This window comes from Erythrobacter sp. HL-111 (assembly GCF_900105095.1).
Taxonomy (GTDB): domain Bacteria; phylum Pseudomonadota; class Alphaproteobacteria; order Sphingomonadales; family Sphingomonadaceae; genus Erythrobacter.
This window is the reverse complement of sequence record NZ_LT629743.1, coordinates 469,063-483,425: the sequence shown is the minus strand read 5'-3', so window position 1 is coordinate 483,425 and position 14,363 is coordinate 469,063. Positions and strand designations below refer to the sequence as shown.

Below are 14,363 nucleotides of genomic sequence, written 5' to 3'. Positions count from 1 at the left end.
CGCCCCGTGCGGGGTTCATCAACCTGACTTCTTGGAGAGGCGCGGCTTGCGCCGGCCCCGCGGTCATGCGCCGAAATTCGCGGCGATCTCGCGCAGCTGCGCCGTGCGCGCGCGGGTGAGCGCGGCGAGACAGGCCGATCGCACCATCGGTTCGGCCGAGCCGCCGCGAAAGACATAGCCTTCGAGCCGGCAATGCGCGTTGCGAAAGGCGAGCCAGGCGCGCTGCGCTTCGAGCAGGCTGGCGAAATGGCCGGGGCGCGGGTCGTGTTCGCGCTCGGCCTCGGACCGCTGCCGGTCGCGCTCCTTCGCCTCCCGCGCGGCGGTTCTCCACTGCGCGTTGAGCGCGCGGTCGGCCTCTTCGTAATCCTGCGCGGCGCACCAGTTCATTTCCTGCTGGCGCAGCGGTTCGTCGCAGTTCCAGTCCGGGTTCGGCGGCTCGGCCGGGGCGAGAAGGAGGAACGGGGCAAGGGCGGTCAGCATGGCGCGGTCCTTCGGGCAGCATGGGCGAGAAGCACATCGGCATAGGCGATCGTTCCGCGTCTTTCACCTTCCCCGTCGAGAAGTGCCTGCACCGCACGGGCTAGCAGGGCGACATTGGCGGGGGCGAGCGATCCGAGCGGGCTGACATGGACACCGATCGTGAAGAGGATCGCGCCCGTTCGCGGCAGGCGGCGCAGGGTCTGGCGCTCCGACCGCACGAACAGCGTCTCGCCCGCATTATCCGGCGTCACGTGGGCAAACTGGTCCTGCGCAGAGCCCTCTGCCAGCCAGCGGCGGTTCGCGGTGGGGGCGATGAACCAGTTGCAGCGCCCGAAGATCATGCCCGGGCGCAGGCTCGCCATGAAGCGGTCGACGCCGCTCGCGAGCTGTTCCTCGTAACCCGCGATCGGCGCATGGAGCGCGCGCAGGGTCAGGCCGAGCTTGTCGGCGGGGCGCCAGTCGGTCGGCCATGCGACGGCGGCACCGACCAGGCGGTAGGCATCCTCGCGCGGCGCGCGGGTGAGCAGGCACATGTCCTCGTGCGCGGATAGCGCCGCTTCGCGCAGCGCGCCCGCGACGCCGAGCATGGCGGCGAGTTCGCGGCCCGGTGCCTCGGCCTGCGGGGTGAGTTGCACGCCTTCGGGCCATTCGGCAAAGGCGGCGGCGCGGGCAGCGAGATCGGGCCGCGGCTGGAGCCATTCCGGCTCGGTCAGCCTGCACAGTCCCATCCGCAGCGGCCCGCCCCCGCGCGCCTTCGGCAGCAGCGCGTCGACGCCAAAGCCGAGGGTCATTGCGCTTCTACTCGGCAGGTTCGCCCAGTTTCGCCGCGCATTTCGCCGCCCTTGCCGGCTCCTCGCCCTCGAGCGCGGTCATGCCGAGCTTCGCCAGCAGCGCGCCGTCGCTGTCGTCGCCCGCATTGGGCGCGGTCAGCAGCTTGTCGCCGGTGAAGATCGAGTTGGCGCCCGCGAGGAAGCACAGCGCCTGCGTCGCCTCGGACATGGATTCGCGGCCTGCGGAAAGCCGGACCATCGACATCGGCATGGTGATCCGCGCGACCGCCACGGTGCGGACGAATTCGATGTCGTCGATCTTGGCCATCGGCGTATCGGCGAGCATATTGCCCAGCACCGTGCCCTTCACCGGCACCAGCGCGTTGATCGGCACGCTTTCGGGATGCTGCGGCAGGGTTGCGAGCGTGTGGATGAAGCCGACCCGATCCTCGCGCGTCTCCCCCATGCCGACGATCCCGCCGGAGCAGACATTGATCCCCGCCTTGCGCACGTGATCCAGCGTATCGAGCCGGCACTGGAAATCGCGGGTGGAGATAACGCGCTCGTAATATTCGGGCGAGCTGTCGATATTGTGGTTGTAGTAATCGAGGCCGGCGTCCGCGAGCATCTCGGCCTGATGCGGTTCGAGCATCCCCAGCGTCATGCAGGTTTCAAGGCCCATCGCGCGCACGCCCTTCACGATCTCGACGATCTTCGGCATGTCGCGGTCCTTAGGATTGCGCCACGCCGCGCCCATGCAGAAGCGCTGCGAGCCTGCATCCTTGGCCTGCGCCGCGCGCTGGAGCACGGCCTGCACGTCCATCAGCTTGGTCGCCTCGACGCCGCTGTCGGCATGGACCGACTGCGAGCAATAGCCGCAATCCTCCGGGCACCCGCCGGTCTTGATGCTGAGCAGGGTGCAGAGCTGCACCTGGGTGGGCGGGTGGCATGCGCGGTGGACTTCGGCGGCGCGGAAGACGAGCTCGGTGAAGGGGAGGTCGAAGAGGTCCGCGATTTCCTCGCGGGTCCAATCGGTGCGGGGGTGGGTCATTCAATTCTTTCTGATTCTGTTGAAGGTTCAACGGGGTCGCCATGCATGAAGGCCCCGTTCCAGAACATGAGCCCGGCGAGCGCGATCATGCCAATCACGCCAACCACAACTGCGCGGCCTGTCATGATCTGAACTTACGCCGCCCTTGGAGCGGGCGCACCCCTCAGCAGGCCTTCGGTGCTGAGGTCTTCGTCGATCTCCGGCCAATGGATGCCAAAGCCCGCCCCGGCCTTCTCCCAATGCGCGCGCTGCTCGGGTGTCGCGTGGAGCAGCCTCGGATACCACGCCAGCGGCACGGCAATCGTCCTCCCGTCCATCAGATCGACGATCAGGCTGGCCTCGTCGAAGCGCACGTCGAGCACGCGTTCGTCGGTCACCTTAGCCGAAATATTCATGCCATGCCTCCGTAAGTGCCGCTTGGTGATCGGCGACCATCGCCACAATGCCATTGATCTCATGTGCGCGAAAGCCCCGGCTCCGCGCGACTTCGAGGCTGCCGAGCCAGACCTTGATCGTCGCCTCGCCCCGGTCGATGTGGATATGCGGCGGCTCGTTCGGTTCGTGGCTGTAGAAATAGAACCGGAACGCGCCGATCCGCATCACCGGCGGCACAATCACTCCGCCGCCTCGTCCATCTCCTCGCCCGCCGGCGGCATGTTGTGCCCCAGCAGCGTCAGGATATCCGCCGCGCATTCGACCACGTTCGAGCCGGGGCCGTAGATGCCCTGCACCCCCGCCTCGCGCAGGAAGTCGTAATCGCTCGCCGGAATCACGCCGCCTGCCGTCACCTTGATGTCGGCGCGGCCTGCCTCTTTCAGCAACCGGATCAGTTCGGGGATCAGCGTCTTGTGCCCGGCGGCAAGGCTCGAGCAGCCGATCACGTCCACGCCGTTTTCGAGCGCCATGTCGCGCGCTTCCTCGGGCGTCTGGAACAGCGGGCCGGAGACGACCTCGAAGCCCATGTCGCTGAACGCGCTGGCGATCACGTTCGCGCCGCGGTCGTGGCCGTCCTGTCCCATCTTGGCGACCATGATCTTCGGCTTGCGCCCCAGCCGCCGCTCGACCGCCTCGACGCCGCTCGTCACCTGCTCCCATCGGCGGTCGAATTCATAGGCGGTCTTGTAGACGCCGCTGACGGGCTTGGGCGTCGCGTCGTGGCGGCCGAAGACCGCCTCCATCGCCTGCGAAATCTCGCCCAGCGTCGCATCGCGGCGCGCCGCCTCGACCGCGAGTTCGAGCACGTTCGCGCCCGACTTGCAGCCCTCGGTCAGCGCGGCGAGCGCGGTGCGACAGGCGTCCTCGTCGCGATTAGCGCGGATGTGTTCGATGCGCGCGATCTGGCCCTTGCGGACCTTCGCATTGTCGATGTCGAGCGTCTCGATCGGGTCTTCCTTGTCCTTGCGGTACTTGTTGACGCCGACGATCACCGTCTCGCCCCGGTCGACCTTGGTCTGCTTTTCGGCTGCCGCGCGCTCGATCGCGGCCTTGGGCGCGCCGGCATCGACATAGGCCGTCATCCCGCCCGACGCATCGACCTCGGCGATCAGCTTTTCCGCTTCGTCCACAAGGGTCGCGGTCAGCGCCTCGATATAGTGCGAGCCGCCCAGCGGATCGACGACATTGGTGATGCCCGATTCCTCCTGCAGCACGAGCTGCGTATTGCGCGCGATGCGGGCGGAGAAGTCGGTCGGCAGCGCGATCGCCTCGTCGAGCGCATTGGTGTGGAGCGACTGCGTCCCGCCGAGCGTCGCCGCCATCGCCTCGATCGTGGTGCGGATGACGTTGTTGTAGGGGTCCTGTTCCTGCAGGCTGACGCCGCTGGTCTGGCAATGCGTGCGCAGCATCTTCGACTTGTCGGACTTTGCGCCAAGGTCGTCCATCACCCGGTACCACAAGGTCCGCGCCGCGCGCAGCTTGGCGATCTCCATGAAGAAGTTCATGCCGATGCCGAAGAAGAACGACAGGCGCGGCGCGAAGGCGTCGATGTCGAGCCCCGCTTCCATCGCGCGTTCGACATAGGCCTTGCCGTCGGCGATGGTGAAGGCGAGCTCCTGCACCGCCGTCGCCCCGGCCTCATGCATGTGATAGCCGCTGATCGAGATGGAATTGAAGCGCGGCATCTTCGCCGAGGTATAGGCGATGATGTCCGAGACGATCCTCATGCTCGGCTCGGGCGGGTAGATATAGGTGTTGCGGACCATGAACTCCTTGAGGATGTCGTTCTGGATGGTCCCCGACAGCTTCTCCTGCGAAACGCCCGAGCGTTCGGCGGCGACGATGTAGAACGCCATGACCGGGATGACCGCGCCGTTCATGGTCATCGACACGCTCATTTCATCGAGCGGAATCTGGTCGAACAGGATCTCCATGTCGCGCACGGTGTCGATCGCCACCCCCGCCTTGCCGACATCGCCGACGACGCGCGGGTGATCGCTGTCATAGCCCCGGTGGGTGGCGAGGTCGAAGGCGACCGACAGCCCCTTCTGCCCGGCGGCGAGGTTGCGGCGGTAGAAGGCGTTCGATTCCTCGGCCGTCGAAAACCCCGCATATTGCCGGATCGTCCAGGGGCGCCCGGCATACATCGACGCCTTCACCCCGCGCGTGAACGGGGCGAAGCCGGGCAGGCCCGGGTCCCAGTCCGCATGGTCCTCCGCCGTGTAGAGCGGCTTTATCGCGAAGCCTTCGGGCGTCTGCCACGTGAGGTCGCGGCCCTTCACTTCCTTCTCGGCGAGGGCTTTCCAGTCGGAGAGAGTGGGTTTGTCGGTCATGCGGGCGCTCATAGACGAAAGGATGCACCCGGCGAAAGATGCGCCGGGGGCGGATGGTGAGTAACGGTCGAAGGGGCTGGCGGGTGCCTCAGCGCCCCTTGAACTCGGCTTTGCGCTTCTGCAGGAAGGCCATGCCGCCCTCCCTCGCATCCTCGCTCGCGCCCGCAATGCGCTGCGCCTCGGCTTCGGCGAGCAGCACCATCTGCAGGTTCTGGTCGATCGCGGTCGAAATGTTGCGCTTGATATGGGCGTAGGCGAGCGTCGGGCCGTTGGCGAGCTTTTCGGCCAGCGCCTTCGCCTCGTCCATCAGCGCATCGTCCTCGACGCACTTGTAGACGAGGCCCCATTCTTCGGCCTGCTGCCCCGAAATCTTCTCGCCCAGCATCATCATGCGCGTGGCGCGCGCCCGGCCGATCGCGCGGGTGAGCAGCCAGGTCGATCCGCCATCGGGGACGAGGCCGATATTGACGAAGGCCTGGAGGAAATAGGCGCTTTTCGCGGCAATGGTGAAGTCCGCCGCCAGCGCGAGGCTGCACCCGACGCCCGCCGCTGGCCCGTTGACCGCACAGATCACCGGCACGTCGGCGCGGATGAGCTGGCTCACCGCCGGGTTGTAATGCTGGATCAACGCCTCGTGGCTGCCGCCCTTGCCGCCCAATGCGCTGCCATTGCTCCGCGCCGAGAGATCCGCCCCCGAACAGAAGCCCTTGCCCTCGCCCGTGATCAGCACAGCGCGGGTATCGCCGAGGTCGTAGAACGCCTGCCCCAGCTCGTCCGCCATCTGCGGCGGCATGGCGTTCAATCGCTCGGGCCGGTTGAGCGTGATGGTGAGGAGCGGGCCTTCGCGCTCCACGCGGATGGTTTCGTAGGACATTTTTTCCAGCAACTCCCGTTCGCCCTGAGCCTGTCGAAGGGCCGTTCTTCCTTCGGACGCGGCGATAAAGTGAAGTGCGGGGCTTCGACAAGCTCAGCCCGAACGGCTCTTGTTCAATTCGACCAGTGCGCGCCTTCGCGGGGCGTTTCCATGATCTCCGTAAGCACTCCTTGCATGTCCTTGGGATGGACGAAAAAGATAGGCGTGCCGTGGGCGCCGATGCGGGTGGGGCCGAGGATGCGCTTGCCCATTTCCTCGAATTCCGCGCGTGCCTCGGCGATGTCGGGGACCTCGAAGCAGACATGGTGCTGCCCGCCCAGCGGGTTCTTCTCGAGGAAGCCGCGAATGGTCGATTTTTCGCCCAGCGGTTCGATCAGCTCGATCTGGGTGCCGTTCATCCCGCTGTCGGTGGGCGTGTCGACGAAGCAGACCTTCACGCCCTGCTCCTCAAGGTCGAAAGGCGTGTGGATTGTGGTCGCGCCCATCACGTCGCGGTAGAACGCGATGGAGTCCGCGATGGAGGGCGTGGCGACCCCGATGTGGTTGAGACGGCCGAGTTTCATTTCATCACTCCCAGTTCCTTCAGCAGTAGCCATCCGAACCAACACGTCACAAGTGCCATTGGAATTGCGCACCCAAGCTCGCCAAGACCATGATGCTTAGCCGACTTGAGTAAGTCCCAAGTCACGACAACCCCGCCGAATGTCAGAACGGCCATCAACCAGACTGCGAACCAACCGCCAGGGAATGGTGCGCCAGCAAAACCAAACAACAAAGCGATTCCGTAGGGGCCGAGCACCAGAAATAGGACGAAGTAGCCCAACCCATTCCAGAGTTTGGCCTTCCACTTGGAAAAAGCGGTCGTGTCGTCCGAGCTATCCATCACTCACAGCGGAATATTGTCATGCTTCTTCCAAGGGTTCTCCAACTGCTTGGTCCGAAGCTTCCTTAACCCCAGCGCAATCCGCCGCCGCGTCGAGTGCGGGTGGATCACCTCGTCGATATAGCCGCGCGAGGCGGCGACGAAGGGGTTGGCGAAGCGGTCTTCGTATTCCTTGGTTTTTTCGGCGATCTTTTCGGGATTGTCGCGGTCCTGTCGGAAGATGATCTCCACCGCGCCCTTCGCGCCCATCACCGCGATTTCCGCCGTCGGCCAGGCGTAGTTCAAATCGCCGCGCAGGTGCTTGGACGCCATCACGTCATAGGCCCCGCCATAGGCCTTGCGGGTGATGACGGTGATCTTCGGCACGGTCGCCTCGGCATAGGCGAACAGCAGCTTCGCCCCGTGCTTGATGATGCCGCCCAGTTCCTGCGCCGTGCCGGGCAGGAAGCCGGGGACGTCGACGAAGGTCACGATCGGAATCTCGAACGCGTCGCAGAACCGCACGAAGCGCGCGGCCTTCTTTGCAGAAGCGATGTCGAGCACGCCCGCGAGCACCATCGGCTGGTTCGCGACGACGCCCACCGTGCGCCCCTCGACCCGGCCGAACCCGCAGATGATGTTGGCGGCATGGGCGGGCTGGATCTCGAAGAAGCTGCCCTCGTCCAGCGTCTTCGCGATCACCTCGTGCATGTCGTAGGGCTGGTTGGCGTTGTCGGGGATCAGCGTGTCTAGGCTCGGCTCCTCGCGGTCCCACGGATCGTTCACGGGCAGTTCGGGCACGTCCTCGCGGTTCGACAGCGGCAGGTAGTTGAAGAACTCGCGCGTCGCGAGCAGCGTCTCGATGTCGTTCTCGAACGCGCAATCGGCGACGCTCGTCTTCGTCGTGTGGGTGATCGCCCCGCCCAGTTCCTCCTGCGTGACGACCTCGCCCGTCACCGTCTTCACCACGTCGGGGCCGGTGACGAACATGTAGGAGCTGTCCTTCACCATGAAGATGAAGTCGGTCATGGCCGGACTGTAGACCGCGCCCCCCGCGCACGGCCCCATAATGAGGCTGATCTGCGGGATGACGCCGGAGGCCAGCACGTTCCTCTGGAACACCTCGGCATAGCCGCCGAGGCTGTCGACGCCTTCCTGGATGCGCGCCCCGCCGCTGTCGTTGAGCCCGATGACGGGCGCGCCGACCTTCATCGCGGTGTCCATCACCTTGCAGATCTTTTCCGCATGGCGTTTCGACAGCGAGCCGCCGAACACGGTGAAGTCCTGGCTGAAGACATAGACGAGCCGCCCGTTGATCGTGCCCGATCCCGTCACCACCCCGTCGCCGGGGATCTTCTGCGTCTCCATGCCGAAATCGATGCAGTCGTGTTCGACATAGGTGTCGAGCTCCTCGAAGCTCCCTTCGTCGAGCAGCACGTCGAGCCGCTCGCGCGCGGTCAGCTTGCCCTTGGCGTGCTGCGCGGCGATGCGTTTTTCACCCCCGCCCAGCCTTGCGGCTTCGCGGCGGCGTTCCATTTCGGCGATATTGGCGGACATGCCTTCCCCTCTCGTGTCGATGCTTGACCCGGTCGTTGCCGCAGGCCCGGCAGGGCGTCAACGTGTCAAAAATGCGCGGATGCCCTAGCTCGGGGTCACGATGCCCTTGTCGGCGAGGCTGCGCGCGGTCGCCTCGATGCTGTCCTCGGCGCTGATGTAGTCGATCCCCAGCGCCTGGCGTGCATGGGCGCCCGACACGTCGCGGTGGCGGCCCAGTTCCGTCTTCACCTGCCTGATGTCGGCCATGAAGGGCGCGAGCAGCTTCACCACGATGGACGGCAGGCGGCGCGAGGGCACCTTGCCCGCGAGGTCGGGCACGCGCTCGCGCAGCACCCCGGCGATGTCCTGCATCCACAGGAATTTGTCGGACACGGCGAAGCGTTCGCCCCGCACGGTCTCGGCCGGGGCATCGAGCGCGCGGACATGGGCGAGCGCAACGTCGCGCACGTCGACGATGCCGAACCCCGCATCGGGCAAGGCCGGGATTTCGCCGGTAAGAAGCTTGCGGACGAGTTCGATCGAGGTCGAAAGGTCCTCGTCATGGACCGGCCCGAGGACCGCGACCGGGTTGATCGAGCAGAACGTCATGCCCTCGCCGTTCTGCGCCATCCATTCGCGCGAAGCCTTTTCGGCGACGGTCTTGGAGCGGTGATAGGCCGGGACCTCGGGATTTTCGAGCACGGTCCAGTCGGATTCGTCGAACCGGTCCCGGCCTGGCGGGTGGCCATAGGCGATCGCGGCGGCGGAGCTGGTGAGAACGAAGCGCGTGACCCCGGCCTTCTTCGCGCATTCGAGCGCCCTCAGCGCCCCTGCGCGGGCGGGCTTCACCAGCTCGTCGGGGTGCCTGGGCGTGCTCATCGGAAAGGGCGAGGCGACATGGGCGACCGCGTCGCATTCCTCCATCGCCTCGGCCCAGCCCGCGTCGTTTTCCAGATCGGCCTCGAACACGCGCAGCCGCTCGCCCGCGGTGCGCCAGCGGTCCTGCAGGCGCGGTTCGTTGCTGGTGCGGTTGCGGACCGTGGTGTGCACCGTCTTGCCCGCGCCCAGCAGCAGGTCGATGATCTCGCCCGCGATGAAGCCGGTCCCGCCGGTCACCAGCACCGTTTCAGCCATGCGTGTCGCTCCTTCCCCTGCCCGGGCCGGTGGCGCCTATTTGAAGAGCACGAGCTCCTCGGCCATGGTCGGGTGGATCGCCATCGTCGCATCGAAATCGGCCTTTGTCAGCCCGGCCTTCACCGCGACCGCGGCCATCTGCATGATCTCGGGCGAATCCGGCCCGATCATGTGGAGGCCGACCACGCGGTCGTTCGCGGCATCGACCACCATCTTGTAGAGCCCGCGTTCGTTGCGGTTGGCGACGACGTTCTTCATCGGGCGGAAATCGGCCTGGTAGATCTTGACGTTGCCGAGCACGTCGCGCGCCTCCCCTTCGGTCATGCCGACCGCGGCGATGGGCGGGTGGGAGAAAACGGCGCTCGGGATGCAGGAATGATCGACCTTGACCGGACCGTCCTCGCCGAAAACCGTGTCGGCGAAGGCATGGCCTTCCTGGATGGCGACCGGCGTCAACTGCACCCGGTCGGTGACGTCGCCCACGGCGTAGATGTGATCGACGCTGGTCTTGCTGTATTCGTCGACCCTGACCTCGCCGCGCTCGCCCAGTTCGACGCCGACTTCCTCGAGCCCGAGCCCCTCGGTGTTGGCGACGCGGCCCGTGGCGGCCATCACGACGTCGAAAACCCGCTCGTCATGGCCGGTGAGCTTCACGTCGAGCGCGCCGTCCTCGCGCCTGCGGATGTATTCGAACTTGGTGTTGAAGAGGAATTCGATCCCCTTGGTGAGAGAGATCTGGAGCAGCCGGTCGCGCAGCGCCTCGTCATAGGAACGCAGGATCGTGTCGGTCCGGTTGGCAAGCGTCACCTTGGCGCCGAACTGGTTGAAGATGCCGGCGAATTCGTTGGCGATGTAACCGCCGCCCAGGATCAGGACCCGGCGCGGCACCTCGTCGAGGTGGAACGCCTCGTTCGAGGTGATGATGTGCTCGCTCCCGTCGCAATCGGGCACGTGGGGACGCGCGCCGGTCGCGATGAGGATGTATTTCGCGGTGACGGTCTTGCCGCTTTCGAGCGTGATCTCGTGCGGGGCGGTGATCCGCGCGCGCTCCTTGAACAGGGTCACGTCGTGGTTTTCGAGCGTCTGGGTGTAGAGCCCTTCGAGCCGCGTGATGTCCTTCTGGACATGGTCGCGCAGCTTCACCCAGTCGAAGCTCTTGCCCTCGATGCTCCACCCGAAGCTCAGCGCATCCTCGAGGTCCTCGGCGAAATGGGCGCCATAGACGAGCATCTTCTTGGGCACGCAGCCGCGGATGACGCAGGTCCCGCCGACGCGGTATTCCTCGGCCGCCGCGACCCGCGCGCCGTGCCCGGCGGCGATGCGGCTCGCGCGGGTTCCGCCCGAGCCGATGCCGATGGTGAAGAGGTCGTAATCATATTCGCTAGCGGACATCTCGCCTCCTTGGACTCTGCCGGGGCGCTATGCCGACGAGAGGTCCGCTTGCCAAGGGAAGCCTTGCGCTATGCGAGCGAGCCGGCCCGCCGCTGGCCGCCCCTGCGACGACGCCCGCCGGGACGCTGGCCGCCGGCCTGGCGCTGGCCTTCGGGGCGCTGGCCTTCGGGGCGCTGGCCTTCGGAGCGCTGGCCTTCGGGATTGCCCCGCCCGGAACGGTTGGGCCTGCCCTTGCGCGCGGTATGCTTGGGCTTGGCGCGCTGCTCCTCGCCCTTCTCGCGCTCGGGACGCCTGGCCCCGCCGGCGGGTTTCGGCCTCACCTTCTTCTGGGACACCCGCGTCGCCCCGCGCACGGGCGGCTTGGTCGGGCCGACGCCTTCGACCACGGCACGGAAATTATCGGGCAGCGGCAGACGTTCGAACTCCGCGTCGGTCGTGCGCGTGATGTCCTTCAGGTACGCGCGCTCGTCCTCGGCGCAGAAGGCGATCGCGATCCCGTCACGCCCGGCGCGCGCGGTGCGGCCGATGCGGTGGACATATTGTTCGGGCACGTTGGGCAGTTCATAGTTGATCACGTGGCTGACGCCCGGAATGTCGATCCCGCGCGCGGCAACATCGGTCGCGACCAGGATCGACGTGCGGCCCGAGCGGAATTCGTCGAGCGCGCGCTGCCTTTGCCCCTGCGACTTGTTGCCGTGGATCGCGTTGGCCGCGATGCCGCGCTGCGACAGCCGCTTCACAACCCGGTCCGCGCCGTGCTTGGTCCGCGCGAAGATGAGCACGCGTTCGGTCTTGCCCGGAACTTCGTGGCGGCCCGACAGGATCAGTTCGAGCAGCGACTGCTTCTCGTCCTGCTGGACCATGAAAAGGTACTGGTCGATCCGCTCGGCGGTGGAGCTTTCGGGCGTGACCGAGACCTGCACGGGGTTCGTGCAGTATCCGCTCACCAGCTCCTTGATCGCCTTGGGCATGGTCGCGCTGAAGAACAGCGTCTGGCGCTCTTTGGGCACCATGTCGCGGATCTTCCTAAGCGCGTGGATGAAGCCAAGGTCGAGCATCTGGTCCGCCTCGTCGAGCACCAGGACCTCGACACCCGACAGATTGAAGGCATTCTGGTCGATGAGGTCGAGCAGGCGCCCCGGCGTCGCGACGAGGATGTCGGTCCCCCGGTGCAGCTTGTTGCGGTCCTTGTTGACGGAGGTGCCGCCGACGATGACCTGCACCTTCAATCCGGCGAGCGCGCCGTAATCCCTGGCGCTCGCGGCGATCTGGACCGCCAGTTCGCGCGTCGGGGCGAGCACCAGCATCCGGCAGCTCTTGAACGGAATCCGGTTGTCCGCCGCGCGCAGCCGGTCGATCGAGGGCAGCATGAAGGCCGCCGTCTTGCCCGTGCCGGTCTGGGCGATGCCGAGCAGGTCGCGCCCCTCCAGCACCGGCGGGATCGCCTGCGCCTGGATCGGGGTCGGCACGTCGTAGCCCTTGAGCTCGAGCGCCTGGAGGACGGGCTGCGAAAGCCCGAGGTCTGAAAATCGTGTCATGAAAACTCGCATGATGTGCGAAGCGCACGCGCAGGAAAGAGCGTGCGAAGCGCGGGGTTTGAAACCGCCCGCGTGAATTGGGAAGTCTGGGGAAACGGATAAGGCGGGCGCCGGGGTGGCCATGTCAGGACCGCCGCTTCACGCTGGCTTGCCTGCCTCTGTGGCTCGCAGATGGGCCTTCCGCGCCCGAAAGTCAAAACATATCGCGGGGATGGTGCGCGGCGCGCCTACGAGAACGGGATCGATCCGCCCTTCGGGTCCAAGACGGACCTGAAATCGCCACGGCCACGCTTCTGCGGCGAAGCTGACCATCGAGGCGGCATTCGACGGGGCGCAGGGCCGTGCGAAGGGGAGGCCGGCGTGAAACTCGCGGCGGTTTCGTGAAACCGTTCAGCCAAGCCCCGCTGCCTGCATGAGCGCGCGCGTCGAGGGATCGAACTCGCCCTCGCCCGCGCCGATCCGTTTCGCGATCGCCTTGCCGAGCTCCACCCCGAACTGGTCGAACGGGTTGATCCGCATCAGCACGGCATTGGCGAATGTCCGGTGCTCGTGGAAGGCGATCAGTGCGCCGAGCGTCGCGGCGTCGATGTCGTCCACGAGGATCATCGCGCTCGGCCGGTCGCCGGGATAGGCGCGCGCGGGATCCTCGTTCCCGCTCCCCGCCATCAGCGCCGCCCCTTGCGCGAGGCAGTTCATCAGCAGCGCGCGGTGGTGCGCGGGGTCGAGCATGTCGCCCGGCGCGATCGAGGCGATGAAATCGACCGGGACGAGATGCGTGCCCTGGTGGAGCAGCTGGAACACGGCGTGCTGCGCGTCGGTGCCGACCCCGCCCCAGGTCACGGGCGCGGTCGGACCGGCGACCGGCTTGCCCTCCACCGTCACGCGCTTGCCGTTCGATTCCATCTCGAGCTGCTGGAGATAGTCGGGCAGCAGAGCGAGCCGTTCGTCATAGGCGAAGACCGCGCGGGTCTGGCAGCCCCTGAGGCGCGCGTAATACTGATCGGCGAAGGCGGCGAGGAGCGGGACGTTCTCGCGCCCTTCGGCAGCGCGGAAATGGTCGTCGATCGCCTTCGCCCCGGCGAGCAGCGCGCGGAAATCCTCCATTCCGCAGGCGAGCGCGACCGGAAAGCCGATCGAGGACCACAGCGAATAGCGCCCGCCCACGCTTTCGGGGAAAGGCAGGACGCGGGTTTCGTCGACCCCCCATTCGACGGCGCGGTCTGGGTTCGCGGTGAGCGCCACCACCCTGCCATAGGGGTCCGCGACGCCATTCTCGTCGAGCCATTTGAGCGCACTCGCCGCATTGGTCATCGTCTCGATCGTGGTGAAGGTCTTCGACGCGACCGCGATCAGCGTGGAGGCCGGATCGCAGGCGGCGAAGGCCTGTTCGAGCGCGAGGCCGTCGATGTTCGAGACGACGTGCACGTCGACCCGCGCCCCGTCGCGGGTCAGCGCGTCGACCGCCATCGCCGGGCCGAGCGCCGATCCGCCGATGCCGATATGGATGAGGTGCCTGACCTCGCCCAGCGCGCCTTCGTGGATTGCCCCGACCAGCATCCCCATGCGGGCGAGCAGCGCGGCCGCTTCCTCGACTTCGGCCTCAGGCCCGCTGCCGCGCATCGCGCCGTGATTGGCGGCCCGGCCCTCTGTCGGGTTGACGATCCCGCCGGTGAACAGCGCCTCGCGCCGCTCCGCGAAATCGCAGGCCGCGGCGAGATCCTCGAAAGCGGAGAGCGCGTCGTCGGTCAGGTGCGTCTTCGACCAGTCGAACAGCATTCCGACATCGCCGAGTTCGCCCAGGCCGAATTCGAGCCGCCGCGAAAGCTTTTCCACCCTCGCCGGATCGGCCTCGAACAGGTCGGCAAGGGCGCTCGGGCGGATCGCCGCGAGGCGGTCCCAGGCGGCGGATATCGGATCACTCATGCGGCAAACCCCCTTGGCGCTTTCGACCGCGTGCG

The 14,363-nt window shown here is 66.6% G+C and carries 14 protein-coding genes; all 14 read right to left on the bottom strand.

Annotated elements, in window-relative coordinates; translation table 11 throughout:
• Window positions 1-63 precede the first annotated feature (63 nt).
• The gene (locus tag BLU08_RS02315) at window positions 64-480 is read right to left on the bottom strand and encodes a lysozyme inhibitor LprI family protein (RefSeq protein WP_090194703.1); all 417 of its coding nucleotides are present in this window, start codon (window positions 478-480) and stop codon (window positions 64-66) included.
• Window positions 474-1,271: a DUF3445 domain-containing protein gene (locus tag BLU08_RS02310; protein WP_090194699.1), complete on the bottom strand. Its 798-nt coding sequence runs from the start codon at window positions 1,269-1,271 to the stop codon at window positions 474-476. Before BLU08_RS02310 ends, BLU08_RS02315 begins: the two co-directional genes overlap by 7 nt.
• 7 nt (window positions 1,272-1,278) lie before the next feature.
• Window positions 1,279-2,301 carry a biotin synthase BioB gene (bioB, locus tag BLU08_RS02305; RefSeq protein ID WP_090194696.1) on the bottom strand — a complete coding sequence of 341 codons (1,023 nt, stop codon included), beginning with the start codon at window positions 2,299-2,301 and terminating at the stop codon, window positions 1,279-1,281.
• 134 nt (window positions 2,302-2,435) lie between these two features.
• Window positions 2,436-2,696, bottom strand: a complete 261-nt coding sequence (locus BLU08_RS02300; RefSeq protein ID WP_090194694.1) for a DUF2442 domain-containing protein — start codon at window positions 2,694-2,696, stop codon at window positions 2,436-2,438.
• Window positions 2,680-2,919 carry a DUF4160 domain-containing protein gene (locus tag BLU08_RS02295; RefSeq protein WP_233996057.1) on the bottom strand — a complete coding sequence of 80 codons (240 nt, stop codon included), beginning with the start codon at window positions 2,917-2,919 and terminating at the stop codon, window positions 2,680-2,682. Before BLU08_RS02295 ends, BLU08_RS02300 begins: the two co-directional genes overlap by 17 nt.
• On the bottom strand, window positions 2,916-5,069 hold the full coding sequence (gene scpA, locus BLU08_RS02290) for a methylmalonyl-CoA mutase (protein ID WP_090194688.1): 2,154 nt from the start codon (window positions 5,067-5,069) through the stop codon (window positions 2,916-2,918). Before scpA ends, BLU08_RS02295 begins: the two co-directional genes overlap by 4 nt.
• A gap of 88 nt (window positions 5,070-5,157) precedes the next feature.
• A complete protein-coding gene (locus BLU08_RS02285) occupies window positions 5,158-5,943 on the bottom strand; it encodes an enoyl-CoA hydratase-related protein (RefSeq protein WP_090194686.1) in 786 nt (261 codons plus the stop codon).
• Window positions 5,944-6,056: 113 nt separating this feature from the next.
• Window positions 6,057-6,506: a methylmalonyl-CoA epimerase gene (gene mce / locus BLU08_RS02280; protein WP_090194683.1), complete on the bottom strand. Its 450-nt coding sequence runs from the start codon at window positions 6,504-6,506 to the stop codon at window positions 6,057-6,059.
• A complete protein-coding gene (locus BLU08_RS02275; RefSeq protein WP_090194682.1) occupies window positions 6,503-6,829 on the bottom strand; it encodes a hypothetical protein in 327 nt (108 codons plus the stop codon). Before BLU08_RS02275 ends, mce begins: the two co-directional genes overlap by 4 nt.
• The gene (locus BLU08_RS02270; RefSeq protein WP_090194680.1) at window positions 6,830-8,362 is read right to left on the bottom strand and encodes an acyl-CoA carboxylase subunit beta; all 1,533 of its coding nucleotides are present in this window, start codon (window positions 8,360-8,362) and stop codon (window positions 6,830-6,832) included.
• An 84-nt stretch (window positions 8,363-8,446) separates the two neighbouring features.
• Window positions 8,447-9,475, bottom strand: a complete 1,029-nt coding sequence (locus BLU08_RS02265; RefSeq protein ID WP_090194678.1) for an NAD-dependent epimerase/dehydratase family protein — start codon at window positions 9,473-9,475, stop codon at window positions 8,447-8,449.
• 36 nt (window positions 9,476-9,511) lie between these two features.
• Window positions 9,512-10,867, bottom strand: coding sequence for a glutathione-disulfide reductase (gorA, locus tag BLU08_RS02260; protein WP_090194676.1), 1,356 nt, complete (start codon window positions 10,865-10,867; stop codon window positions 9,512-9,514).
• A gap of 68 nt (window positions 10,868-10,935) precedes the next feature.
• Window positions 10,936-12,405, bottom strand: a complete 1,470-nt coding sequence (locus BLU08_RS02255; protein ID WP_090194674.1) for a DEAD/DEAH box helicase — start codon at window positions 12,403-12,405, stop codon at window positions 10,936-10,938.
• A 390-nt stretch (window positions 12,406-12,795) separates the two neighbouring features.
• Window positions 12,796-14,328 (bottom strand): glucose-6-phosphate isomerase, encoded by a 1,533-nt coding sequence (pgi, locus tag BLU08_RS02250; RefSeq protein ID WP_090194672.1) that lies wholly within the window; start codon window positions 14,326-14,328, stop codon window positions 12,796-12,798.
• Window positions 14,329-14,363: the final 35 nt, after the last annotated feature.

What these genes read in the sequence shown, in the direction of transcription:
- scpA (WP_090194688.1), bottom strand. Translation starts at nt 5,069, where the DNA reads ATGACCGACAAACCCACTCTCTCCGACTGGAAAGCCCTCGCCGAGAAG.
- BLU08_RS02255 (WP_090194674.1), bottom strand. Translation starts at nt 12,405, where the DNA reads ATGACACGATTTTCAGACCTCGGGCTTTCGCAGCCCGTCCTCCAGGCG.
- mce (WP_090194683.1), bottom strand. Translation starts at nt 6,506, where the DNA reads ATGAAACTCGGCCGTCTCAACCACATCGGGGTCGCCACGCCCTCCATC.
- gorA (WP_090194676.1), bottom strand. Translation starts at nt 10,867, where the DNA reads ATGTCCGCTAGCGAATATGATTACGACCTCTTCACCATCGGCATCGGC.
- BLU08_RS02310 (WP_090194699.1), bottom strand. Translation starts at nt 1,271, where the DNA reads ATGACCCTCGGCTTTGGCGTCGACGCGCTGCTGCCGAAGGCGCGCGGG.
- BLU08_RS02300 (WP_090194694.1), bottom strand. Translation starts at nt 2,696, where the DNA reads ATGAATATTTCGGCTAAGGTGACCGACGAACGCGTGCTCGACGTGCGC.
- BLU08_RS02285 (WP_090194686.1), bottom strand. Translation starts at nt 5,943, where the DNA reads ATGTCCTACGAAACCATCCGCGTGGAGCGCGAAGGCCCGCTCCTCACC.
- pgi (WP_090194672.1), bottom strand. Translation starts at nt 14,328, where the DNA reads ATGAGTGATCCGATATCCGCCGCCTGGGACCGCCTCGCGGCGATCCGC.
- BLU08_RS02270 (WP_090194680.1), bottom strand. Translation starts at nt 8,362, where the DNA reads ATGTCCGCCAATATCGCCGAAATGGAACGCCGCCGCGAAGCCGCAAGG.
- BLU08_RS02315 (WP_090194703.1), bottom strand. Translation starts at nt 480, where the DNA reads ATGCTGACCGCCCTTGCCCCGTTCCTCCTTCTCGCCCCGGCCGAGCCG.
- BLU08_RS02265 (WP_090194678.1), bottom strand. Translation starts at nt 9,475, where the DNA reads ATGGCTGAAACGGTGCTGGTGACCGGCGGGACCGGCTTCATCGCGGGC.
- bioB (WP_090194696.1), bottom strand. Translation starts at nt 2,301, where the DNA reads ATGACCCACCCCCGCACCGATTGGACCCGCGAGGAAATCGCGGACCTC.